The 22,084-nt window shown below is 66.8% G+C and carries 26 protein-coding genes; 9 read left to right on the top strand and 17 right to left on the bottom strand.

The features are described from left to right. Positions 1-26 precede the first annotated feature (26 nt). The 3 genes from ACFWPK_RS15295 to ACFWPK_RS15285 all read left to right on the top strand — a co-directional run bounded on the left by ACFWPK_RS15295 (position 27) and on the right by ACFWPK_RS15285 (position 3,954). Positions 27-968 carry an RluA family pseudouridine synthase gene (locus tag ACFWPK_RS15295; RefSeq protein WP_378915826.1) on the top strand — a complete coding sequence of 314 codons (942 nt, stop codon included), beginning with the start codon at positions 27-29 and terminating at the stop codon, positions 966-968. 128 nt (positions 969-1,096) lie between these two features. After that, on the top strand, positions 1,097-1,831 hold the full coding sequence (locus ACFWPK_RS15290) for a type II CAAX prenyl endopeptidase Rce1 family protein (RefSeq protein WP_378915823.1): 735 nt from the start codon (positions 1,097-1,099) through the stop codon (positions 1,829-1,831). A gap of 182 nt (positions 1,832-2,013) precedes the next feature. Beyond that, entirely contained in the window at positions 2,014-3,954 is a 1,941-nt protein-coding gene (locus ACFWPK_RS15285; RefSeq protein WP_378915821.1) for a hypothetical protein, read from the top strand. A 12-nt stretch (positions 3,955-3,966) separates the two neighbouring features. On the opposite strand, the gene ACFWPK_RS15280 is transcribed toward ACFWPK_RS15285, so the two are convergent. The 12 genes from ACFWPK_RS15280 to rpsJ all read right to left on the bottom strand — a co-directional run bounded on the left by ACFWPK_RS15280 (position 3,967) and on the right by rpsJ (position 10,537). Further along, a complete protein-coding gene (locus ACFWPK_RS15280; protein WP_378915819.1) occupies positions 3,967-5,169 on the bottom strand; it encodes an MFS transporter in 1,203 nt (400 codons plus the stop codon). Between the two features lie 123 nt (positions 5,170-5,292). Beyond that, entirely contained in the window at positions 5,293-5,562 is a 270-nt protein-coding gene (gene rpsQ, locus ACFWPK_RS15275) for a 30S ribosomal protein S17 (protein WP_056818470.1), read from the bottom strand. Continuing rightward, the gene (rpmC, locus tag ACFWPK_RS15270) at positions 5,559-5,798 is read right to left on the bottom strand and encodes a 50S ribosomal protein L29 (RefSeq protein WP_378598401.1); all 240 of its coding nucleotides are present in this window, start codon (positions 5,796-5,798) and stop codon (positions 5,559-5,561) included. The genes rpsQ and rpmC overlap by 4 nt, the downstream gene beginning before the upstream one ends. Further along, entirely contained in the window at positions 5,798-6,214 is a 417-nt protein-coding gene (gene rplP, locus ACFWPK_RS15265) for a 50S ribosomal protein L16 (RefSeq protein ID WP_056818475.1), read from the bottom strand. The genes rpmC and rplP overlap by 1 nt, the downstream gene beginning before the upstream one ends. A gap of 3 nt (positions 6,215-6,217) precedes the next feature. Further along, positions 6,218-7,012 (bottom strand): 30S ribosomal protein S3, encoded by a 795-nt coding sequence (rpsC, locus tag ACFWPK_RS15260; protein ID WP_266296840.1) that lies wholly within the window; start codon positions 7,010-7,012, stop codon positions 6,218-6,220. Further along, a complete protein-coding gene (gene rplV / locus ACFWPK_RS15255) occupies positions 7,013-7,414 on the bottom strand; it encodes a 50S ribosomal protein L22 (protein ID WP_067448312.1) in 402 nt (133 codons plus the stop codon). It abuts the gene before it with no gap. After that, positions 7,411-7,692, bottom strand: a complete 282-nt coding sequence (rpsS, locus tag ACFWPK_RS15250; protein WP_056818481.1) for a 30S ribosomal protein S19 — start codon at positions 7,690-7,692, stop codon at positions 7,411-7,413. The genes rplV and rpsS overlap by 4 nt, the downstream gene beginning before the upstream one ends. A gap of 14 nt (positions 7,693-7,706) precedes the next feature. Further along, positions 7,707-8,543, bottom strand: coding sequence for a 50S ribosomal protein L2 (gene rplB / locus ACFWPK_RS15245; protein WP_378915816.1), 837 nt, complete (start codon positions 8,541-8,543; stop codon positions 7,707-7,709). Positions 8,544-8,575: 32 nt separating this feature from the next. Continuing rightward, positions 8,576-8,881, bottom strand: a complete 306-nt coding sequence (gene rplW, locus ACFWPK_RS15240; protein WP_067448314.1) for a 50S ribosomal protein L23 — start codon at positions 8,879-8,881, stop codon at positions 8,576-8,578. After that, complete coding sequence (rplD, locus tag ACFWPK_RS15235; protein WP_101464455.1) at positions 8,878-9,552, bottom strand: 50S ribosomal protein L4; 675 nt, start codon at positions 9,550-9,552, stop codon at positions 8,878-8,880. Before rplD ends, rplW begins: the two co-directional genes overlap by 4 nt. Continuing rightward, positions 9,549-10,214, bottom strand: coding sequence for a 50S ribosomal protein L3 (rplC, locus tag ACFWPK_RS15230; RefSeq protein ID WP_378915814.1), 666 nt, complete (start codon positions 10,212-10,214; stop codon positions 9,549-9,551). The genes rplD and rplC overlap by 4 nt, the downstream gene beginning before the upstream one ends. A 17-nt stretch (positions 10,215-10,231) precedes the next feature. Next, positions 10,232-10,537 carry a 30S ribosomal protein S10 gene (gene rpsJ, locus ACFWPK_RS15225; RefSeq protein ID WP_040804197.1) on the bottom strand — a complete coding sequence of 102 codons (306 nt, stop codon included), beginning with the start codon at positions 10,535-10,537 and terminating at the stop codon, positions 10,232-10,234. A 556-nt stretch (positions 10,538-11,093) separates the two neighbouring features. On the opposite strand from rpsJ, the gene ACFWPK_RS15220 reads away from it, so the two are divergent. The 5 genes from ACFWPK_RS15220 to ACFWPK_RS15200 all read left to right on the top strand — a co-directional run bounded on the left by ACFWPK_RS15220 (position 11,094) and on the right by ACFWPK_RS15200 (position 14,957). Then, entirely contained in the window at positions 11,094-11,570 is a 477-nt protein-coding gene (locus tag ACFWPK_RS15220) for a hotdog fold domain-containing protein (RefSeq protein ID WP_378915813.1), read from the top strand. 70 nt (positions 11,571-11,640) lie between these two features. Further along, positions 11,641-12,201, top strand: a complete 561-nt coding sequence (locus tag ACFWPK_RS15215) for a Uma2 family endonuclease (protein ID WP_378915812.1) — start codon at positions 11,641-11,643, stop codon at positions 12,199-12,201. Positions 12,202-12,269: 68 nt separating this feature from the next. Then, positions 12,270-12,470, top strand: coding sequence for a DUF4162 domain-containing protein (locus ACFWPK_RS15210; RefSeq protein ID WP_378915810.1), 201 nt, complete (start codon positions 12,270-12,272; stop codon positions 12,468-12,470). Continuing rightward, a complete protein-coding gene (locus tag ACFWPK_RS15205; RefSeq protein WP_378915808.1) occupies positions 12,467-13,696 on the top strand; it encodes an ABC transporter permease in 1,230 nt (409 codons plus the stop codon). The genes ACFWPK_RS15210 and ACFWPK_RS15205 overlap by 4 nt, the downstream gene beginning before the upstream one ends. Before the next feature lie 76 nt (positions 13,697-13,772). Next, entirely contained in the window at positions 13,773-14,957 is a 1,185-nt protein-coding gene (locus ACFWPK_RS15200; protein ID WP_378915806.1) for a lycopene cyclase family protein, read from the top strand. Positions 14,958-15,013: 56 nt separating this feature from the next. Here the strand turns inward: ACFWPK_RS15200 and ACFWPK_RS15195 are convergent, their stop codons facing one another. Genes ACFWPK_RS15195 through ACFWPK_RS15185 form a run of 3 tightly spaced genes read right to left on the bottom strand, consistent with a single transcriptional unit; the run spans position 15,014 to position 17,666 of the window. Beyond that, complete coding sequence (locus ACFWPK_RS15195) at positions 15,014-15,859, bottom strand: ABC transporter permease (protein ID WP_378915804.1); 846 nt, start codon at positions 15,857-15,859, stop codon at positions 15,014-15,016. After that, entirely contained in the window at positions 15,856-16,665 is an 810-nt protein-coding gene (locus ACFWPK_RS15190) for an ABC transporter permease (protein WP_378915801.1), read from the bottom strand. The genes ACFWPK_RS15195 and ACFWPK_RS15190 overlap by 4 nt, the downstream gene beginning before the upstream one ends. Further along, positions 16,665-17,666, bottom strand: a complete 1,002-nt coding sequence (locus tag ACFWPK_RS15185; RefSeq protein WP_378915798.1) for an ATP-binding cassette domain-containing protein — start codon at positions 17,664-17,666, stop codon at positions 16,665-16,667. Before ACFWPK_RS15185 ends, ACFWPK_RS15190 begins: the two co-directional genes overlap by 1 nt. 315 nt (positions 17,667-17,981) lie before the next feature. On the opposite strand from ACFWPK_RS15185, the gene ACFWPK_RS15180 reads away from it, so the two are divergent. Further along, on the top strand, positions 17,982-19,493 hold the full coding sequence (locus ACFWPK_RS15180) for an aldehyde dehydrogenase family protein (protein ID WP_378915795.1): 1,512 nt from the start codon (positions 17,982-17,984) through the stop codon (positions 19,491-19,493). Positions 19,494-19,497: 4 nt separating this feature from the next. On the opposite strand, the gene ACFWPK_RS15175 is transcribed toward ACFWPK_RS15180, so the two are convergent. Then, a complete protein-coding gene (locus ACFWPK_RS15175) occupies positions 19,498-20,736 on the bottom strand; it encodes a TetR/AcrR family transcriptional regulator (protein WP_378915793.1) in 1,239 nt (412 codons plus the stop codon). 145 nt (positions 20,737-20,881) lie between these two features. Next, positions 20,882-21,904: an alpha/beta hydrolase gene (locus ACFWPK_RS15170; protein ID WP_378915909.1), complete on the bottom strand. Its 1,023-nt coding sequence runs from the start codon at positions 21,902-21,904 to the stop codon at positions 20,882-20,884. Between the last annotated feature and the right edge of the window lie 180 nt (positions 21,905-22,084).

The following is a 22,084-nucleotide window of genomic DNA, read 5'->3' as shown; positions in this document are numbered from 1 at the left end:
TCACCGGACAGACCACACTTGGTCCTATGCGACGTAGGCAGCAGCCGCCGCTGCCGAAACGGCACGGCTTGGATCCCGCCCGACTCCGGCTCCCGGAGGACGGGCAGTGGGTGACCGTGCGCGACCATCTCGTCGAACGGTTGCCCCGGGTGGATCCGGCCAGAATCGACGCGATGCTGGTGGCGGGCGAGATCGTGGATCTGGCGGGTCCGCTGGCACCGGACGCGCCGTTCGTGCCGGGCAGTGCCGTGTGGTTCCACCGCGATCTGCCCACCGAGACCGAGGTGCCCTTCGAGATCGGCATCGTGCACCGCGACGACGACATCCTCGTGATCGACAAGCCGCACTTCCTCGCGACGATCCCGCGTGGCCAGCACATCTTGCAGACCGCGCTTGTGCGGTTGCGCAACGAGCTCGAACTGCCCGACCTGATCCCGGCGCACCGACTGGACCGGGTCACCGCGGGCCTGCTGCTGTTCGTGGTGAATCCGGCGCGCCGCGGGGCCTATCAGACGATGTTCCACCGCAAGACCGTGCGCAAGGAGTACGAGGCCATCGCGCCCCACGATCCCGCGCTCGAGCTGCCGCGGATCGTGCGCAGCCGGATCATCAAAGAGAAGCAGGTCCTCGCCGCTTTCGAGGTGGACGGTGAGCCCAATGCAGAGACCGAGGTGGAGCTGGTCGAGCACCGCGACGGCCTCGGGCGCTATCGCCTTCGCCCGCACACCGGGCGAACCCATCAGCTGCGGCTGCATATGAACGGGCTCGGCGTGCCGATTCTCGGCGACGATTTCTATCCGGTGATCACCGATAAATCGGTCGACGATTACACCCGGCCGTTGCAATTGCTGGCGGCTTCGCTCGAATTCACGGATCCGATCAGCGCGGTGCCACGGCGGTTCGAGACCCGGCGCACACTGCAGGCGTGGACCGATATGGCCGGATGGTCCGGATCGGCTGTCGAGTAGCTCACACGGCGATGAATCCTGCTCGATCTTGGTGGGCGTACTCCGGGCCGCTCAACGCTGGGGTCGGTGGGTTGTCCCGCATTCACCGGACCGTTTTCATTTCGTGATATTTCCGTACACTCGGTCGGGTGCCCGTACCCGCCATCGCCGATTCCCGGCCGAAGCTGCATGCCTACATCGATATCGCGGTGGTTGTCGTCGTGCTGGCAGGCACCAATCTGATCGCGCATTTCACGACAGCCTGGGCCAACATCGTCATCGTCCCCATCGCCGCCTTCGCGCTCTTGGCGCTGATGCGCAAACGCGGACTCGGCTGGTCCGAACTCGGACTCTCACCGAGGCACTGGAAGCGCGGCACGGTGTACGCGCTCGGCGCGGTCGGGATCGTGCTGACCGCGGTCGCGATCGGCGCTCTCCTACCGCTCACCAGGCCGTTCTTCCTCGCCGATCGGTACGCGACGATTTCCGGCGCCCTGATCGCGTCGATGATCGTCATCCCGTTGCAGACGGTGATTCCCGAAGAACTCGCCTTCCGCGGCGTACTGCACGGCACCCTCGATCGGGTCCTCGGCGTCCGTGGGCTCTTCGCGGCCGGATCGCTGATGTTCGGCCTCTGGCACATCGCCTCCTCGTTCGGCCTGACCTCCGGTAACAAGGGCCTGGCCGGCATCGTCGGTGGCGGCCTGCTCGGCCAGCTCGCCGGAATCGCCCTCGCCGTCGCCGCAACCGCCGCCGCCGGCGTCGTGTTCACCTGGTTGCGCCGCCGCAGCGGCAGTCTGCTCGCCCCGATCGCCCTGCACTGGTCGCTCAACGGGGCGGGCGCGCTCGCGGCGGCCCTCGTCTGGCACACCGCCCTGCGCTGAACCGGCGCGCCGAAAAACGGCTGCTCCGCGACGATTCCGAATTCCGAATTCCGGCGTGTCGCTGCCGGGAATTCGGCGGAATCGACCCGTTGTCGTTGACCGGGGCACGGTCGGCGTTTACGCTCTCTGGCAATCACACATATGTTCGATAGTCCATATGTTCGAGTGGCGGAAGGCGCGATATGTCCGACGATCGGTTGAGCGAGAATGCCGCGATCGCGCCGAACACCGAGATCACCGCGCTCGCCCAGCAGGTCGCGACGGCCCGCGACAAGCTCCCCCTGCAACACGACACCGCCCTCTACGACGCCCTCTCCGACGACGAGATCCGCGCGGAACGCGAGCTGGCCGAATGGATCCGGGCCCAGCGCCGTAAACAGCGGCGCCGCGCCATCGTCGACGAACTCGCCGCCGACCAGCGCGACCGGCGCACCGGCACGCTCATCCGCCGCACCGACGAAGCCGACGCGCGCTGGCATCGCAAGGCATTGGCCGCCCGACGGCGGGTCTCCAGTGCCGATGCCCGGCTCGCGCAGCTGTATCGGCGGGCGGAGTGGTCATCGCGCGCGCTGATCGCCGTCGTCATCCTCGGGATGGTGTGGGCGGGCGTCAACGTGCAGCACAACCTCGTGCCCAGCGGTGACATGAGCGACCCGCTCTACTGGCTCAGCTTCGGCATCGAGGCGATGATCTCGATCCCGATCATCGTCATCATGATCGCCGCCACCACCGCCGCCCGCTGGGGCCGCGAACTCGAACGCGGCAAGGTACTCGTGTTCGAACTCGCCCTGCTCGGCACCACCGTCGCCCTCAACGCGGGCCCCCACCTGGCCTCCGGATCCTTCGGTCGCGCAGCCGAATTCGCCATCGCCCCGGTGATGGTGGGTGTGGTGATCTGGCTGCACGCCTGGGTGTCGGCACGGTACGCGATATTGATCGAGAGCGCCTCGGTGGAATTGCCAGGGGACACGAGCTACTCCCCCGCCGAGCGGATGATGTCGCCGACTCTGACGCCGACATCGGAAGGTGCGCTTCACGGTATCGAGACCCTCGGGCGCACACCGATGAACGGCGTCGCACCACACGCGACTGGTCAGCTCCACGCTTCGTCAGCCGCTACGGAATCGACAGAGCAGCAGATGGCCGCCACGGGTCCTGTCAACGGCAAGATCGGTGAACCCGTCTCCCCCGCAGCCGAATTGGATAGCGAGACTGTCGCCCCGCCCGCGGAAACGACCGCAGTGCGTCACGAAACAGCTGCCCAGCCGGTCGCTTCGGAGCCCGCCCAGACCGTGGATCCGCTGGTCGCCGAGGCCGAACGAATCGCCGCGGCGGCGGCCGAGCGCAGCTACCCGCACGGACTTCGCCGCCCCTCCACCGACAAGCCGAACGCCCCCGGCACTCTCGAACTCATCCACAAGGCGGCCGCCGACCATCGCCGCAACGGCACCGAGCACGCCACCCGAACCAACGGTGCCGCCTCGACCTTGCGGCGAATACCGGTCACCACCGCCACGCAGTCCACCGCGGGCGAAGCGACCGGCACCGACCCGGTTCCCGAGGCGACGATGCACGCCGGCACCGTCGCCCGTGACCCTGATGGCGACACTCCACCGATCACCGATCCGGTAGCGGTGCACAACGATCCACAGCCTCCCGCCGCGGAGCCGGAGCAGCTGACGCTCACCGCCGAACCCACCGAGCAACCGCCGGTCCTGCCGACAGAGCCCGCCCAGATCGAACCTGTGGCAACCGAGCGGGCAGCGGCGAAACCCGCACCGAGCCCGACCCCCGAGCCGGTCCGCGTTGCCCCCGACCCCATCCCGGCCGCACCCGAGCCGGTCGACGTGGACGTCACCCTCGACGAAGACGACGAAGACCTCCCGTCCCCCGACGACTTCGACTTCGACGAAGACACCGAGGTCCGTGCCCTGGCACGCCAGATCGCCCACCGCAGCCCCCTGCGCCTGACCCTCGAGCAGATCGAAGAGATCCTCGAGCTCACCGACCAATCCTGGTCGGCCCGCAGCATCGGCAGCGAAGTCGGCGTCCCCAGCAGCACTGTCACCAACATCGTCGAATTCGCCCACAAGATCCGCCAGCCCTACGCCTTCACCGGCTGACCACGGATACCGCTATCGCACAGTCGGATCCACGACCGTTGCCGATCCCGCGACAACCTTCGTAGCGCCCCGCCATCCGATCCACACGGCGAATCCCGCCCCCACCGCGATACCGAACAGGCCGGCAACCCCGAAACCGACTCTGGCACCGCCGATCTCGATCATCGCCCCGCCGAGCACGCTGCCGAACGCACCACCAAGCGTCATCGCCGCACCGTGCCAACCGATCGCTTCTCCACGACCGCCCTCGGGAACGATGCGGCTCAACTGATCGATCGCCGCGGTCAGCGCAGGCGCGCACAGCAGACCGGCGATGAATCCGGTGATACCGAGCGTCAGCGGTCCGGTCGCGATCGCCAGGGGCACCGTCACCACGCCGAGCGCGATCAACAATCTGTCGGCGGGAATCGGACGGCGCAGCGCACCGTAGACCAGACCGCCCACCAACGAGCCGAGCCCCCACACCGCCAGGATCACCCCGAGCCACTGCTGGGCGCCGAAGCCGCGCACCGCCGAGACGAAGGTGAGCTCCGAGGCCGACAGCACGCAGATCGCCGCGGCGGCGACACCACACAGCGCGACGAAATCGGCGCGGAACCAGGCGCGACGAGCAACGCGCTCGACTCCGCTCGCACCGGAGTCCGAGCGCAGCAACGGGTTCCACAGCCACAGCACGACACCGGCGAACACCATGCACATCTGCGCGCCGAACAGCGCGGCGGTCGTCGACCAGTACACCGCGGCGGCCACCCCGAGGACCGGACCGATCATGAACGCCGTCTCGACCGACACCGACTCCAGGGCCAGCGCGGGCTGACGCTGCCGTTCCGTCGTCGCGGCGATGATCGCCAGCCGCACCACACTGAACACCGGCACGTCGTAGAGCCCGGACACCCCCGCGAGGATCAACAGCGGCAGATATCCGGCAAAGGGCGCGATCGACCAGCACACGACGCCGAGCACGATCGCGGGAGCGACGGTGGCCCGCAACCCGTATCGGTCGAGCATCTGCCCACGCCACGGCCCACTCACCGAGACACAGACCGTCACCACCATCGCCAGCGATCCCGCCTGCAACCACGACCCGTGCAGCGTCTCGACCACATGGAGGGCGAGCAGGACCGCCCCGGCGAAATGCGGAATCCGCACCAAGACACCGAGCAACAAGATGTTGCGCACCGCCCCGATCGACAGCACGTCGCGATAGGCCCGCATCGACAAAGCGTGGCAGCCGCGATCCCGCACCGCCACCGAATTTCACCGGCAACGACGAAGGCCCGCCTCCCAGCAGGGAAACGGGCCTTCGTAGCAACGATCTCGATGGATCGAGGAGGGACCTTACTTGGCCTTCTCCAGGACCTCGACCAGACGCCAGCGCTTGGTGGCCGACAGCGGACGGGTCTCCATCAGCTGAACGTGGTCGCCGACGTGGGCGATCTCGTTCTCGTCATGCGCCTTCACCTTGGAGGTGGTGCGAATGATCTTGCCGTAGAGCTTGTGCCGGTGACGGTCTTCCAGCTCGACGACGATCGTCTTGTTCATCTTGTCCGAGACGACGTAGCCGCTACGAACCTTGCGGCTGTTGCGCTCTTCGGTGTTCTCGCTCATGCCGCATCTCCCTTGCCAGCCGGTGCCGTGGCCAGCCCGAGCTCGCGCTCACGCATGACCGTGTAGATGCGCGCGATCTCGTGACGAACGACGCGCAGTCGACGGTTGTTGTCGAGCTGACCCGTCGCCATCTGGAAACGCAGGTTGAAGAGCTCTTCCTTGCTTTCGCGCAGTTTGGCCACGAGCTCTTCTTCGTTGAGCTCACGGAGCTCTGCGGCCGGTGTTTCGGTAGCCATCAGAACTGCTCCTCCCTGGTCACGATCCTGCATTTCATGGGGAGCTTGTGCATCGCGCGGCGCAGGGCCTCACGAGCGGTCTCCTCGTTGGGGTAAGACATCTCGAACATGACCCGACCGGGCTTCACGTTCGCGACCCACCACTCCGGCGAACCCTTACCGGAACCCATGCGGGTTTCGGCCGGCTTCTTCGTGAGCGGACGGTCGGGGTAGATGTTGATCCAGATCTTGCCGCCACGCTTGATGTGGCGGGTCATTGCGATACGCGCCGACTCGATCTGACGGTTGGTGACGTAGGCGGGCTCGAGAGCCTGGATGCCGTACTCACCGAAGGCCACCGCGGTGCCGCCCTTGGCCATGCCGGAGCGACCGGGGTGGTGCTGCTTGCGGTGCTTGACCCTACGGGGCATCAGCATGCGTCAGCCCTCCTTGTTCTCTGCCGGAGCCTCCGCCACTGCAGTGGCGGCGCGACCGACCTCGGTGCTGGTCGCGGTGGTGCCAGTGGCGCCGGACCGACGAGGGCGGCTCGGACGCTCGCGACGCGGGCGCTCCGGAGCAGCAGCGGCGGCGGTCAGTTCACGACGACCACCGACGATGTCACCCTTGTAGATCCAGACCTTCACACCGATGCGACCGAAGGTGGTCTTGGCCTCGTAGAGGCCGTAGTCGATGTCCGCACGCAGCGTGTGCAGCGGAACGCGACCTTCACGGTAGAACTCCGAGCGCGACATTTCGGCGCCACCGAGGCGGCCCGAGCACTGCACGCGGATGCCCTTGACGTTCGGCGAACGCATGGCCGACTGAATGGCCTTACGCATCGCACGACGGAACGCCACACGGTTGGACAGCTGCTCGGCAACACCCTGAGCAACCAGCTGCGCATCCGACTCGGGGTTCTTGACCTCGAGGATGTTCAGCTGAACCTGCTTCTTGGTGAGCTTCTCCAGCTCGGCGCGGATGCGATCGGCTTCCGCGCCACGACGACCGATCACGATGCCGGGACGCGCGGTGTGGATATCCACACGGACGCGATCACGGGTGCGCTCGATCTCGACCTTCGAGATGCCTGCCCGCTCCATGCCAGTGGCGAGGAGCTTGCGGATCTGAACGTCTTCCTTCACGTATTCCGCGTACTGCTTGTCCGCGTACCAACGCGACTTCCAGTCGGTGGTGATACCGAGGCGGAAGCCATGGGGGTTAATTTTCTGTCCCATTTACTTTGCCCCTCCCTTCCGGCGGCTACGAGTGGCAGCGCCGGTGGTGGGCACGCTCTCGACCTCGATGGTGATGTGGCTGGTGCGCTTGCGAATCCGGAACGCACGGCCCTGGGCCCGCGGCTGGAAACGCTTCATGGTGGCGCCCTCGTCGACAAAAGCAGTCGAGATGACCAGGGTGGCCGGGTTGAGGCCGAGGTTGTTCTCGGCGTTCGCCGCGGCCGAAGCCACGACCTTGGCCACGGGCTCGCTGGCAGCCTGCGGTGCGAACCGCAGGATCGCCAGCGCGTCCTCGACGCTCTTGCCGCGGACCAGGTCCACGACTCGACGGGCCTTCATCGGGGTGACCCGAACGTGCTTGGCGGTTGCGCGTGCAGTCGGGTTCTGAATGGTTTCAGTCATCGCCGCTTGCTCTTCCGGTCGTCCTTGACGTGGCTCTTGAACGTCCTGGTCGGCGCGAACTCACCGAGCTTGTGGCCGACCATGTTGTCCGAGATGAACACCGGAACGTGCTTGCGACCGTCGTGGACGGCGAAAGTGTGTCCGATGAAATCGGGGATGATGGTCGAGCGACGCGACCAGGTCTTGATGACCTGCTTCGTGCCCTTTTCGTTCTGCACGTCCACCTTCGCGAGGAGGTGGTCGTCGACGAACGGGCCCTTCTTGAGGCTGCGTGGCATTTCTTACCTCCTCCTTAGCGCTTCTTGCCGGTCTTACGACGGCGAACGATGAGCTTGTCACTCGGGCGGTTGGGCTTGCGGGTGCGGCCCTCAGGCTGACCCCACGGGGAGACCGGGTGGCGACCACCGGAGGTCTTACCCTCACCACCACCGTGCGGGTGGTCGACCGGGTTCATGACGACACCACGGACGGTAGGACGACGGCCCTTCCAGCGCATACGGCCGGCCTTGCCCCAGTTGATGTTCGACTGCTCGGCGTTGCCGACCTCGCCGACGGTGGCGCGGCAGCGCACGTCGACACGGCGGATTTCACCGGAGGGCATACGAAGGGTCGCGTACGGCCCTTCCTTGCCAAGCAGCTGAATGCTCATTCCGGCGGAACGAGCCATCTTGGCGCCGCCGCCCGGACGCAGCTCCACGTTGTGAATCGTGGTACCGGTCGGGATGTTGCGCAGCGGCAGGTTGTTACCCGGCTTGATGTCGGCCGTGGGGCCGGACTCGATCGGGCTGCCCTGCTTGATGCCCTTCGGCGCGATGATGTAGCGCTTCTCGCCGTCGGCAAAGTGCAGCAGTGCGATGTTGGCGGTGCGGTTGGGGTCGTACTCGATGTGAGCGACCTTGGCCGGGATGCCGTCCTTGTCCAGTCGACGGAAGTCGATGACGCGGTAGGCACGCTTGTGACCGCCACCGCGGTGACGCGTGGTGATGCGACCGTGCGCGTTACGACCACCGGACTTGGTGAGCGGGCGCAGCAGCGACTTCTCCGGCGTCGACCGGGTGATCTCGGCGAAGTCCGAGACGCTGGAGCCACGACGGCCCGGCGTTGTCGGCTTGTACTTACGGATTGCCATGAGTTCTTCTCGCTTTCTGGAGTCCCAGGCGCTTACGCGACCGGTCCTCCGAAGATCTCGATGGGCTTGCTATCGGCCGAGAGGGTCACGAGTGCGCGCTTGGTGTCCTTGCGCTTTCCGTAACCGAATTTGGTCCGCTTGCGCTTGCCCTGACGGTTGGCGGTATTGACGCTGGTGACCTTGACGCCGAAAACCTTCTCAACGGCGATCTTGATCTGCGTCTTGTTCGAATCCGGGTGCACCAGGAAGGTGTAGGTGCCTTCCTCGATCAGCCCATAGGACTTCTCCGAGATGACCGGTGCGAGCAGGATGTCGCGGGGGTCGGCGATGGTGCTCACTTGCTCTCCTCCTGGGCCGCCTCGGCGGGACCGTGAACGAAAGCGTTCAGGGCCTCGACGCTGAACACCACGTCGTCGCTGTTGAGCACGTCGTAGGTGTTGAGCTGATCCGGGGCGATCGGCAGCACGTTCTGCAGGTTCGCCACGCTCTTCCACGCGGCGACGTCCTCGCGGCCGACGACGACCAGGAACTTCTTGCGGCCCGAGAGCTCGGCCAGGAAGTCCTTGGCAATCTTGGTCGACGGGTTCTGACCCGAGACCAGTTCGGTGATCACGTGGATGCGCTCGTTGCGGGCCCGGTCGGAGAGGGCACCGCGCAGGGCGGCGGCCTTCATCTTCTTGGGGGTCCGCTGGCTGTAGTCACGCGGCTGCGGGCCGTGGACGGTGCCACCGCCGGCGAACTGCGGCGCACGGGTCGAGCCCTGACGGGCGCGGCCGGTGCCCTTCTGGCGGTACGGCTTCTTGCCACCACCGGAGACCTCGCCACGAGTCTTCGTGGAGTGGGTGCCCTGGCGAGCGGCGGCCAGCTGCGCGATGACGACCTGGTGCATCAGCGCGACGTTGGCGGTCACGTCGAAGATCTCCGAGGGGAGTTCGACGGTGCCTTCGGTCTTGCCGCCTGCGGCCTTAACGGTCAGCGTCAGGTTGGCCTTCTTGTCGAGGCTGGTCATGCGTGCGCACCACCCTTCACGGCGCTCTTGACGATCACGATGTTGCCCTTGCGGCCGGGGATAGCACCCTTGACCAGGAGCAAACCGTTCTCGGCATCGACCTTGTGAACCGAGAGGTTCTGCGTGGTGACGCGGTCGTTACCCATACGGCCCGACATGCGCATGCCCTTGAACACGCGGCCGGGAGTGGCACAGCCACCGATGGAACCCGGGCGACGGTGCACAGCCTGCGCACCGTGCGAGGCGCCCTGGCCCTTGAAGCCGTGACGCTTCATGGTGCCGGCGAAGCCCTTGCCCTTGCTGATTCCGGTCACGTCGACGTAGGTGCCCTCTTCGAAGACATCAGCCGAGAGTTCCTGGCCGATCTCGAAGGTGGAGGCATCCGCGACGCGGATCTCGGTGACGTGGCGGCGCGGGGTGACACCGGCCTTGGCGAACTGGCCGGAAGTCGGCTTGTTCACCTTGCGCGGGTCGATGGCGCCGAAAGCGATCTGCACGGCCGAATAGCCGTCGCGCTCCACGGTACGAATCTGGGTGACCACGTTCGGGCCCGCCTTGATGACGGTGACCGGGACGACGCGGTTCTTCTCGTCGAAGACCTGGGTCATGCCGAGCTTGGTGCCCAGGATGCCGGCTGCGGGCCGGTTCTTGTTGTCAGTCATTGTGTCTCGAGTCCCCGTCACTGAATGTTGACGTCGACGCTGGCCGGCAGGTCGATGCGCATCAGCGCGTCAACCGTCTTCGGCGTCGGGTCGAGGATGTCGATGAGGCGTTTGTGCGTGCGCATCTCGAAGTGTTCGCGCGAGTCCTTGTACTTGTGCGGCGAACGGATGACGCAGTAGATGTTCTTCTCGGTCGGCAACGGCACAGGCCCGACCACACGGGCGCCGGTGCGGGTCACCGTTTCCACGATCTTGCGCGCTGACGCGTCGATCGCCTCGTGGTCATAGGCCTTGAGCCTGATGCGGATCTTTTGTCCCGCCACGCTAAGTGTCCTTTTCTCCGCTTTCCTTCGTGGTCACAGGAGCTGGCTCCCGCACCACCCTCAATTTGCACAGCCCGAACACAGAAAGACGCCTCAGCGTGGTTTCCCACTAAAGACCCGCAACCAGGGCGCACCAAAAAGGCACTACCTAGTCCTCGCCGCTGTTCATCTGTCATGGTTCTCCGGTCCACGCGGTCGGGCGTGTCGCCCTAACGCTTATTCTCCGACCCCGGTCATCTGCTCACCTTGGGCCGGAAGTGCGTGGTCCCGAACGTATCCACACCGGCGAACCGGCGAGATACAAACTACTGCTCCCCTCGCCCAGGCCAACCGCTCCGAAGAGTGGGGATCCTGCGCAAGGCAACCCGAACAGTATGCACCATGCCGACGACGTCCTTCAAATCGGGGGTCATGAGGTATCGATCACGCCACCAAAGGGGCTACTACCTGGACCGCACCGCCGGCTGGGCTGTACCGCGCAATGGTAGCTGGCCTGTCGCCGCGCCTGGTCACCGGAGGGTTCCCAGATAACTTACTTCTGAGTAAGATAGCTGGCATGACACAGGAAACCGCGACCTACCGCGGCTGGAAGAAGCTGCCCGACAACCGCATCGGACACGCGCTGTTCTCGCTCGGCATGGTCGCCCGGGTCCCCTACTTCGGCACCGTGCTGCCCCAGGTGGTTCGCCTCGAACCAGGCATCTGCGAGGTGACCTCGCCGAAGTGGTTCGGCATCCACAATCACCTCGGCACCTTCCACGCGATCGCGGCCTGCAATCTCGCCGAGGTGGCGATGGGCATGCTCAGCGAGGCCACCGTCCCCACCACCCATCGCTGGATCCCCAAGTCGATGAACGTCCAGTACCTGGCCAAGGCGGAATCGGGCCTGCGCGCGGTCGCGAAACTCGACGAGATCCCGGACTTCGACGCCATCACCACGGGCCGGGAACTGACCGTCCCCGTCTCGATCTACGACAAGGACGGCATCGAGGTCGTCCACGCCGACATCACCACCTGGGTGACGCCGCGCTGACCCGGCGAAAGGTATAGGCACCGAGCTGCGACGTGGCAGACTTGAGCGGCAAGGACGAGGGAGGTGACACATGACCGCACCATGGCCCGACCACCTGTTGACCTTGGATGATTGGGATGCGCGTGCCGAGGACAACAGCCGGATGTACGAGCTCGTGGAGGGGGTACTCGTTGTGTCGCCACGTCCGACCTCGATTCATCAGCGCGTGATCACGCGCCTGGCGTGGCAGCTCGAGCAGCAGCTTCCCTTGGATCTCGAGCCGCTCGGCGAGGTCGAAGTAGTCATAGATCCCAGACCGCCTGCCACAGTTCGAGTCCCCGATCTTTGTGTTGTCCCCGCACTCTCCGACGCGGTTGCACGCTGGACCGCCGATGAGGTCATGCTCGCTGTCGAGGTTCTTTCGCCCGGCACCCGCCGCACCGATCGGATCACGAAGTTCGCTGAGTACGCCGAGGCCTGCATCGAGAACTACTGGCTGGTCGATATCGAAGCGCCGGTGACGGTTACCGCCTACGTGCTGGTCGGCGAGCACTACGAACTCGTCGCCGAAGCATCGCTTCCCACCCGTTTCGGGCTGGCAGGCACGTCCGTACTGATCGATCCTGCGGCGCTCGTCGCGCCGCGCGGATAGGACCTTGCCGCGAACAGTGGTCGGGCAGGGCTCGGTCGAACAGCTGAGGTGGCTCGCGGTATCGGCTGGTGCTCGACGGTGATCCGGGGTGGTTACGGGAGTATCCGGGGGTTCGGGTGGTCGAGAGTGCCGGGCCGGGCGTGTTGTTCGAGGTCGACGGCACTGGCACCGATGGGGTGCTGAAGGAGGCGCTGTCGCGGGGGTCGGTGCGGGAGTTCGCCGAAGTGCGGCCGACGGTCGCCGAGATCTACCGGGAGGTGACGAAGTGAGAGGTCAGAGCCCGGAGACGGCTCCTCGCACGGCCACGGTGAACCCCGTCAGCACGAGTGCGTCGCGCAGCGTGTGGCGGATCGTCGCGGCCAGGGAGATCGTGGTGAAGCTGCGTGACCGCAACTTCGTCATCTCGACCGTGGTGACGATCGTGGCGATCGTCGCGTCCCTGGCCATCAGCGGGTTCCTCAGCAGCAGGCCCGACAAGGTGGACGTGGCGATCGCCGGTTCGGACACCTCGGTCGTGGTCGATACGGCCAATACCCTGGCTGCGGGCACCGACACCACCTTCACCGCGCGTCCCGTCACCGACCGGGCCGCGGTCGAGCAGCTGGTCCGCGAGGACGAGGTCGATGTGGGCCTGGTGCCCGCCGAACCGAGCGGGTGGCAGCTGATCGGCAAGACCGCCGAGGACGATGACGCCACCACCTACATCACCGCCGCCGCGCAGCAGATCGCGTTGCAGCGCAATGCCGCCGCCGCGGGCGTCTCGCTCGAGGAGCTGGGCCGGGGCGCGACGGTGACCTATGACCTGCTCGAGCGGGGCTCGATCGACCCTGGGCTCGCCAAGATCGTCTCGTTCGTCTTCGCGTTCCTGTTCTATCTGGCGTCGGTGATGTTCGGCATGTCCATCGCGCAGAGCGTGGTCGAGGAGAAGCAGAACCGGATCGTGGAGATCCTGGCCAGTGCGATGCCGTTGCGGCAGTTGCTGATCGGCAAGGTGGCGGGCAACGCGACACTGGCGTTCGCGCAGCTCGCCCTGTTCGCCGGGGCGGGGCTGGCCGGGTTGGCGATGACCGGCAAGGGCGCTCAGCTGGGCCAGATCGCCGGGGCGGCGGGCTGGTTCATCGTGTTCTTCCTCGTCGGCTTCCTCGCCCTGGCCAGTCTCTGGGCTGTCGCGGGCGCGCTCGCCACTCGCAGCGAGGACCTCCAGTCCACCTCGACGCCGCTCGGGATGCTCATCATGATCGTGCTGTTCGCGGGCATCTTCCTCACCGGCACCGCCCGCGTCATCGCCTCGTACGTCCCGGTCATGTCCATCGTCGCCATGCCGGCCCGCCTGGCCGACGGCACCGCCGGGTGGTGGGAACCCTTCCTCGCCCTCGCCCTGATGGCCGTGGCCACCTACGGCATCGTCGTGATCGCCGAGAAGATCTACCGCCGGTCCCTCATGCAGACCCAGGGCCGTCTGACGATGCGCCAGGCGCTGGCGCTGGAGGACTAGCCACCGCACCGAGACGAAGTGAGTACCGGGTCACAGGGTGCTTGCGTGGCGCCGACGCTGCCGATTGAATGCGGACGTGAGCGTTGCGCGGGAATTCGATATCTGTGTGGTCGGGCTCGGACCGGCTGGGCGGGGGCTGGCGCATCGGGCCGCGGTGGCCGGGTTGCGGGTCGCGGCGGTGGATCCTCGGCCTGAGCGACTGTTTCCCCCGACCTTTTCCTGCTGGGTGGACGAGCTGCCGGAGTGGTTGCCCGCGAGTGCGATCGCGCAGCTGATCGCGGCGCCGACGGTGTGGACCAAGGGTGAACATCGGATCGAGCGGCCCTATTGCGTGTTGTCGAAGGCTGGGTTGCACGCGGCGCTGGCACTCGATGACGCGACCGTTTTCGCGGATCGGGCGCAGCGGGTGGATGCGCACGAGGTGGAGCTCACCGACGGCACGGTGATCGCCGCGGGGGCGGTGTTCGATACGCGGGGGCTGCCGATATTGGGCCGGCGCAGGGCCGCTTCGGCGCACGGGATCTTCGTGGACGCGGAGACCGCGGCGCCGATGGTCGCCGAAGGCGAAGGGCTGCTGCTGGATTGGCGGCCGGAGAACGGGGCTGGCCCTGATGAGCCGCCGTCGTTCCTCTACGCGGTGCCGCTCGGGGATGGAACGGTGATCTTCGAGGAAACAAGCCTCGGGTTGCGTGGCGGGATGCCGCAGCACGAGCTACGCAAGCGCACCTTGACCAGGCTCGCGGCGCACGGCATCCAGCTCACCGGCGACGAACCGCACGAAGCCGCCCACTATCCCCTCGACCAGCCGCCCCCGAAGAAGGGCACTGCGGTGGCGGTGCCCTTCGGCTCACGCGGCGGGATGATGCACCCGTGCACCGGCTACAGCGTGGCCGACTCACTCGCGCTGGCCGACACCGCCGTCGCCGCGGTGCGGCGCGGCGAGAACCCGATCGAAGCTCTCTGGCCGTGGCGGGCCAGGGCCGTGTACTGGATGCGCATGCGCGGCCTGTGGGGTCTCGGCCGGCTCACCACCGACCAGTCCATCGCCATGTTCGACGCCTTCTTCACCGAATCCGAACGCGGCCAGCGCGCGCTGCTCTCGGCCCACGACGACTACACCGCGCTCGGCGCCGCCCTGTTCAACACCGTCGCCCACACCTGGCCGTTCCGCTGGCGCTACGACCTCGTCGGCTGGACCAACCGCGACCGCTGGCTCGACTACCCCTTCGCCCCCGCCGAAATCGACTCACCCCGCCCATAACGCACTGATCGCCGCCACAGAATTCGTGGCGGCGATCAGCGTTCGACGGCTCGGTCTCAGGACGATTCGGCGGCCTTCTTGTAGCCGACGATCGCCGGATAGGCGAAGACCGCGATCATCCCCACCGTCCATGCGACGGTCTTGAGCAGCGGTTCAGCGACGGGCCCACCGTAGGACAGCCCCTTCATCGCATCGATCGCACAGCTCATCGGCTGATTCGCGACCACATCCTGCAACCAGGTCGGGTAGGCGAAGACCGGAACGAAGCCGGTGTTGAAGAACATCAGCAGCGTGTTGAGGATGCCGATGAGGCTGATCAGCATCACGCCCTCGGTGATCGTGGCCAGCGCCGTCACCATCACCGCGAACCCGATGCCGAACAGCACCGGCACCAGCACCAGCGCGATATTGGCGAACGGGTCCTCCATGAACAGGAACCCCAGCGGCACCGCGACGAGCAGCACGATCACCGTGGTGATCAGAATGCGCAGCATCTCGGCGAACAGCCGACCGGTGAGCAGCGAAGCCTTGTTCAGCGGCATCGTATAGAACCGGCTGAGCAGCCCCGATGCCTTCTCCCGCTTGAATCCGAGCGCACTCACCACCGCGCCGGTCATGGCCGCGACCAGGGTCAGCAGCGCGGCCTGGCCGTAGATGCTGGGGGCACCGGTGGCCGCGGTGATCGAGTCACCGAGCACGATGCGGAACATCAGCAGGGTCACCGCCGGGTAGGCGATGGTCTGGATGGTCGTCGACGGGTCACGCAACCACACCATCAGCAGCCGTTTGGTCTGGATGAGGCTGTGGGTGAACCACACCGACACCGAACCCTCCGGCTTGGCGTGCACCACCGGCAGGTCGGCCGCGGCCTCCTCGACCGACGCCTTCTCGATTGTTGTCATGATCGCCTCACACTCGCCCACACAGCCAGTGGGAGGAAGAAAACAGCCAGTCCGCCGAGCCACGCCAGCGATACCCACGTGCCTGCCCAGCTCAGATGGCCCGCAGCCATATCGCTGAGCGTCTGGGCGAACTGGGAGATCGGCTGGTTGCGCGCGAACGGGCGCACCCACGACGGGAAGCTGGCCTCTGGCACGAACCCGGTCGACATCATGCCGAAGATCAGAATCGGCAGGGTGAGGGCCTGGCTGAGCGCCTCGGGGTTCTTGGTCAGGCTGCCGAGCGCGTCGGCGCCGAGCGTGAGCACCACGCCGACGGTCAGCGCGAATCCGCAGAACGCGAGCGCCTGCAACCAGCCGCCGGTGAACCGGAAGCCGATCACATAGCCGTAGCCCACGGTCGCGATCAGCGAGACGATCGACCGCACCAGACCCGCGCAGATGCGCGACATCAGCGGAACCAGCGAGCCGATCGGCATGGTCTGGAGTCGAGTACTCAACCCGGTGAGCGCTTCGAACGCCGCGAGCTGCGCGTTCGACATCATCGTCATGGCCATCGTCTGCAGCACGACGATCGGCATCACGTACTGCGCGTAATCGATGCCCTGGACCTTCATCACGTACCGCAACGGCAGGTAGAAGGCCACGGTGACCACGAGCGGGGTGAGCACCGCGACGATCAGCTCACCCTTGGTGGCCATGGTGTGCACGATGCGCCCGGTCAGCGCGCGCCACTGCGCGAAGCTGCTCGGGTGCACAGCGGGAAGCTCGGCGAACAACGTGTTCGCCGCGGGGGTGGAGACGCTCACTAGTGGCCGCCCGAATGACCGGTGATCGAGAGGAACACGTCGTCGAGCGAGGGCCTGCGCAGGGCGATGTCGGCCAGGTCGATGCCCGCGTTGTCGAGCCTGCGCAGCGCCTCGGCGAGGGTGGCGGCGCCGTCGGCCGCGGGGATGGACACCTTGTCGGCGCCGTCGATATCGGCGGCGACGGCGGCCGGGACCAGATCACCGAGTGCCTGCACGGTCGCCGGGAGGCGGCTCGGGTCGAGCGGGACGATCTCGCAGTAGCTGCCGCCGGTCTTGGCCTTGAGCTGGTCGGCGGTGCCTTCCGCGATGACCGTGCCCTTGTCGATGACGATGATGTTGTCGCTGAGCACGTCGGCCTCTTCGAGGTACTGCGTGGTGAGCAACACCGTGATGCCCTGATTCTTGAGCGCGGTCACCAGATCCCACACGCCCTGACGGCTGCGCGGGTCGAGGCCGGTGGTCGGCTCGTCGAGGAACACCACTTCGGGCCGCACGACCAGCCCGCAGGCGATGTCGACGCGACGGCGCATGCCGCCGGAGTAGTTCCGCACGGCCCGCTTACCCGCGCTGACCAGGTCGAATTCTTCGAGCAGCACCTCGGCGCGCTTGCGGGCGGCCGACTTGGTCAAGCCCATCAGCCGACCGAACAGCTCGAGGTTCTCCCGGCCGGTCAGGTTCTCGTCGAGCGCGGCGTACTGGCCGGTCATCATGATCGCGCGGCGCACGCCCGCGGCGTCGGTGAGCACGTCGTGCCCGGCGACCACGGCGGTGCCGGAGTCGGGGCGAAGCAGCGTCGACAGGACCTTCACCATGGTGGTCTTGCCCGCACCGTTGGGTCCGAGGATGCCGAGCACACTGGCCTTTTCGGCCTGGAAACTGATGCCCTGCAGGGCGTGCACGTCACCGAACGACTTGCGCACGTCGGACACCAGCACCGCGGGTTCACTGTCGCGCGACGCGACATCACCTGCGGGCGAATCCACTGAGATCGAACTCGGCATCAACTCTCCACCATCGGCCGGGTGCGCACGGCCTGAACGAGACGAGCGCACGCGGAAAAAATCTTCCCGGTAAGTGATCCATACCGTTCGGCGCGATGTTACCGGTCCGGCGGTTTTCCCGGCCCGGGTCCGCGTTGACGCGCCCGGTTTGCCGGGCGTTCTTCGCCGACCGCGGTGGTGTTACGTTTCTCACGTGGGCAGTGCAAGGGCAGTGCGCCGACCTTGTCGGCCGGGCTGTGCACCCATACGCTGACAGCGGGGAAACACTCGTCTCACCGGCCCGCGTGCGGGCATGTTCGATCTGGGGAGGTGACCATGGTCGAGTCGGCTTCTACCGCCGCCGCGCCTACGGGTCGATCCGATGTGCTGACGGCATTCGATCCGCGCACCGGTGAACAGCTCGCGCAGTATCCCGTGCAGGGCACGGCCGAGGTCACCCGTGCGGTGCGCACCGCACGCGCCACCCAGAACTGGTGGGGGGAACTGGCTTTCGGCGACCGCAAGCGCCTGCTGCTCGAATGGCGCCGCCAGATCGCCCGCAACGCAGGCGAATTGGTGGAGATCCTGCGCAGCGAGACCGGCAAACCGGAAGCCGACGCCACTCTGGAAGTGATGCTGGCGGTGGAGAACCTGGATTGGGCCGCCCGCAATGCCGAGCGCACCCTCGGCAGGAAACGCCTGTCCACCGGCTGGTTGACCCGCAATCAGCACGCGTCCGTCGGCTATCTGCCGCTGGGTGTGATCGGGGTGCTCGGCGCGTGGAACAACCCGGTGTTCACGCCGATGGGTTCGATCGCCTACGCCATGGCGGCCGGCAACGCGGTGGTGTTCAATCCACACGAACTCAGCACCGGCGTCGGCACCTGGCTGGCCGACAGCTGGGCCGCGGTATCGCCCGAACAACCGGTGCTGCAAGCGGTTACCGGAAATTCGCGGACCGCCACCGCCCTGTGCAAGGCCGGGGTGAACAAGATCGCCTACGCCGGGCCCGAAGCACGCGGACGCGAGGTGATCGCGCTGTGCGCCCAGACGCTGACGCCGGTGGTCGTGGAGAACAGCGGCAAGGGCAGCATGATCGTGCACGTCGATGCGGTGCTCGACGCGGCCGCGGAGGCGGCGGTATTCGGCGCGATGGCCAACGCCGGGCAGAACTCCTCGGGCATCCAGCGCTGTTATGTCGCCGATTCGGTGTTCGACGATTTTCTGGCCAAAGTGGCCGAGCGGGCGGCGAAGCTGCGTCCCGGCGCCGACAACCGCTCCTCCTACGGGCCGATGATCAATGCCACCCAGGTCGACGTGGTGCGCAAACAGGTCCGCGACGCGCTCGCCCGCGGCGGGCACGCGGTGCTCGGCGGGCTCGATTCGTTCCGCGACCCGTATGTGGAACCGATCGTGCTGGCCGAGGTTCCCGAGGACAGCATCGCGATCACCGGCGAAGGGATCGGCCCGGTGCTCGTGGTGAACCGGGTCGCCGATCTGGCCGACGCGGTCACCCGGGTCAACGCGGCGGGCAACGGCATCGCCGTCACCATCTTCACCCTCGATATCCCCAGCGCCGAACTCATCGCCGAACAGATCGAAGTCGGTGTGGTGATGGTGAATTCGTCGACCGCGTTCACCGGGATCCCGGCGCTGCCGTTCGGCGGTGTCGGCGAATACGGCCAGGGGCACAGCCACGGTCAACAGGGTCTGCGCGAATACAGCCGCACGATGTCGATCGCGCGCAGGCGCTACCGGGCGCCGATCCGGCTGTCCACCTTCGACCGTCGCCCAGGGCATTTACAGGCGGCGAAAGCGCTGTTCCGCTTACGCCACGGCCGCGGCTGACCCGCTAGTTCCCGTCCGCCGAGCCGCTGCCGAGCAGCACCGCGTCGGTGAGGGCGGCCAGGCGGGCCAGCTGTTCGGGACGCGAGTCGAAGCGCAGCAGCCGACCGACATCGATGATCTGGCCGACGGCGGCGTGCACGCGGAAACGGGCTTCGATCTGGTCGCCGTCGAGCAGGTTCGCCCATTCGAGGATGTTCTGCCGCTGGATGGCGCGCAGGCGGTGCTGCTCGGCCTGCGGGAGGTTGCTGAACTCCGCGTAGTAGACCGGCATGATCTCGGGCGTCGCGAAGGTGAGGCGGGCGTGCTGGTCGGCGATGCGGCGGGCGGCGTCGGCGCGGTCCTCGCCCTCGGCCAGTGCCTCGCCGATCGCGACCGCGAGCCGATCGGCGGTGCGATGGAAGGCCGCCGCGAGCAGATCGGCCTTGCTGTCGAAGTGGCGGTACACGCTGGAGGCGTTGATGCCGACGGCGGCGCCGATCTCCTCGATGCCCGATTCGTGATACCCGTTGCGGCCGAAGATCCGGATCGCCTCGGTGAGCAGCTGTTCACGTTTCGAGGTGACCGGCAAGCCACGTGGCTGCTTGTCGGGCTCGGCCTCGGCCGGGGTCGGCGGCAGCTCGGCGCGCACGATCGCCCACGCCATCTCGAGCTGCACCGCGAGCATGCGTCCGTGCGAGAGGGTGGTGCGGTGCGCGGCGATACTTGCCAGCGAACTCAGCGCGCCGACCGCGAGCAGGATGACATCGTCGGCGCTCGCCTCCGGCCGCACTTCGGCGACCCGCGCGGCGACATTCGCCTCGAGTTCGCGATAGAACGCGCGAATGCGCACCCGGTCTTCGCGCTCGAGGTAGCGGCGCTCCCAGCGGTAGAGCCCCGCCTCGCGGCGGATGTCGATATTGCGTTCGGCGACGGCGGTGAGCACCGCGTCGAGCCTGGCTTCGGGGCTCAGCGCCGGATCGTCGGCCGCGGCCGCGACATCGCGCAAACCCCGGGCACCCTCCTCGGCGGCGGCGACGAGCAGCGCGTATTTGTTGGCGAAGTGGCGGTACAGCGCGGGTCCGGAGATGCCGACCTCAGCGGCGATCTCGTCCACGCCGACCGGGTAGTAACCACGCGCGCTGAACGCACGGGCGGCGGCCCGCATGATCTGCATCTTGCGGTCCTTCGGCCTGCGGCGCACGACGCGGGCAGGTGCGATCGTCGGCTCGCGGGCCTGTTCGGCCTCACTGCGATCGGCGACCATGCACTCACTTTCTGTTGCGCGAACCGGATTGGACCAGTCAACCTAAGTTAACCACAATTCGCAAACGGCGAGGGCAGGACGAGGAAATGGAACCGCCCCGGCAGCGACGTACTCGCTACCGGGGCGGTTCGGGAGAAACCGGCGTCTAGAGGCCGAGCCCGCGAGCCAGCGTCGGCCACGACAGCTTCAGCTCGTCCTTCCAGTAGCCCCAGGAGTGGGTGCCGTTGGGGCGGAAGTTGAAGGTCGCCGGGATACCCAGCTCGTTGAGCCGGTTGGCCAGGTTGTGCGTGCAGTAGTTGGTGCCCGCCTCGATGACGCCACCGATGACGATCTGGTTGGCCAGGCCGTAGGCACCGGGCAGCGCGTACGGGCCATCGAGGGTGTCGTACGGGCCGGGCAGGCCGTTGCCGGTGGAGACGTAGAGATCGACGCCCCGCAAACCCTCGGCATTCACGTACGGGTCGTTCTCGACCCATTCCGCAGAGCCCTGCGGACCCCACATGTTCATGGTGTCGCCGCCGCCCCAGGTCTCGACCGTGACCTTCACGAACTCCGAGCCGACGGGGTCGGAGGTCTGCGCGCAACCACTGTAGGCCGCGGCCGCCTTGTAGAGGCCGGGCTTGGCGATCGGCAGCGCGAGCACGGTAGTGCCCGAGGTGGACAGACCCGCGATGGCATTCACGCCGTTGGTGCCGAGCGCGCCGTCGACCAGTGGCGGCAGTTCCTCGGTGAAGAAGGTCTTCCACTTGTTGCGCCCGAGGACCGGGTCGTCGGCGATCCAGTCGGTGTAGTAGCTCCACGAGCCACCGATCGGCTGGATGACGTTGACGTTCTTGTCGCCGAGGAACTCGAGCGCATCGGTCTTGGCCACCCACGAGGCCGAATCCTCGCCGCCGCCCGCACCGTTGAGCAGGTACAGGGTGGGGCGCGGGACCGAGGCGTCGGCGGGGCGCTGCACGTCGACGATGATGTTCTGGTCCATGGCCGCGGAGTACACGTGCAGTCGCAGACTGCGCGAGTCCTTCACCTCGGCCTTGACGATCTTGGAGCCGTCGTCGGAGACGGGGTTGGCCAGCAGGCTCTTGGAATCGATGATCGGGTCAGCTGATGCCGGGCTCGTGCCGATACCGGACATCAGTCCCGCCGCCACTGCCGTTGCCGCGATCATCGCCGCGGCCCTGGAGCCACGACGCCGGGTGGGCCGACGCATCAATTTCGCACCTTCGCTTCGTCTCGAATTCCGACTCGGTCCGTGCTCCCAACAGGGCACGAAGTTGCAACACGCCAGACCCTACGGGTTATCCGGTAGTTACAACAGGGGTAATCGTTACAACAGCGCGGTCACATC

The sequence above is a fragment of the Nocardia sp. NPDC058519 genome (genome assembly GCF_042719755.1).
Classification (GTDB): Bacteria; Actinomycetota; Actinomycetes; order Mycobacteriales; family Mycobacteriaceae; genus Nocardia.
This window is presented reverse-complemented; position numbering and strand designations above follow the sequence as displayed.